Source organism: Vibrio sp. Vb0304, assembly GCF_033338995.1.
Lineage (GTDB): Bacteria > Pseudomonadota > Gammaproteobacteria > Enterobacterales > Vibrionaceae > Vibrio > Vibrio alginolyticus.
Genome location: NZ_JAWOTT010000185.1, coordinates 1 through 1,272 on the forward strand (window position 1 = coordinate 1; position 1,272 = coordinate 1,272).

1 protein-coding gene is annotated in these 1,272 nt (G+C 45.7%); it reads left to right on the forward strand.

Annotated features, from left to right (window positions below; all coding sequences use genetic code 11):
* Positions 1–55: 55 nt before the first annotated feature.
* Positions 56–1,272: AMP-binding protein (locus R7P35_RS24840; RefSeq protein ID WP_318093041.1), on the forward strand; the 1,217-nt coding region annotated here is incomplete at its 3' end.

The following is a 1,272-nucleotide window of genomic DNA, read 5'->3' on the forward strand; positions in this document are numbered from 1 at the left end:
TTATTGGCATTCCCCCTCAGACTGAAACTGTTATCACTTTGTTATAGAGGGACCTATGCGCGAGAGCAGCAAAGTATGGCAACCGAGCGAAAGTCGTATCGCAGAAGCCAATATTACTCAGTTTATCGAACACATTAATCGACAAGGTTTTGACCTAAAAAACTACGCAGACCTGCACCAATGGTCTTTGGATCATAACGAGCAGTTTTGGCAAGAGGTCTGGCTTTTTTGCGATGTAATAGGTAATGCAGGTGAGACGGTAAAAAGCCAAGCCGAGAGCAAATGGCAACAACCAGTACTCAATCGCGATTTATGTTGGTTTCCTGACGCTCATATTAACTACGCAGAAAACTTATTGAGCTTTGCTTATCAAAAACCACATGAGCTCGCCATCTGGTTTGAAAATGAGCGTGACGAACGACAGACCTATACGTGGCAACAGCTGTGTGATGAAGTCTCGAGTGTTCAACAGTGGCTTAGGGATTGTGGCATCAAACAAGGCGATGTTGTTGCTGGTTACTTACCGCACCTTCCTCAAACCGTCATCGCGATGTTGGCAACCACCAGCTTAGGTGCGACATGGACGTCAACCTCGCCAGATTTTGGCGTAGAAAGTGTGCTGGAACGTTTTGGACAGGTAAAACCAAAAATTTTGTTCACTTGTGATGGCTACACATTCAATGGCAAAACTTTCGACATGGCGGAAAAAAACCAACATATATCCGATCATCTCGATGGCCTCAAACAAGTGTGCCAAATCAGCTATCTCAAGCCTCACATCTTTGAATGTGATGTTTGTACCCAAGATTGGCAAAACGTGCTTAATCAATACTCACCTGAGCCCCTCACCTACACTCGCGTTAACTTCAATGACCCACTCTTTGTGTTGTATTCATCCGGTACGACAGGTAAACCCAAATGCATCGTGCACTCGGTCGGAGGCACCATTCTGAATCACGTCAAAGAGCATCAACTGCACTGCGATATTCAACCGAACGATCGAGTTTTTTACTACACGACCTGTGGTTGGATGATGTGGAATTGGCACGTTTCCGCCCTTGCAAGCGGAGCGTGCTTAGTCATTTTTGACGGTAGCCCTGTTTATCCTTCTCACAAGGTGCTGTGGAACCTTGCTCAAAATGCTGACGTGACCTTGTTTGGTACGTCGGCTAAATATCTAGAAGCGATTGAAAAAGCACAATTCTCACCGAAAAGAGCCGATGCTTTCCCCGCACTCAAGACGATTTGCTCAACTGGCTCTGTACTTTATCC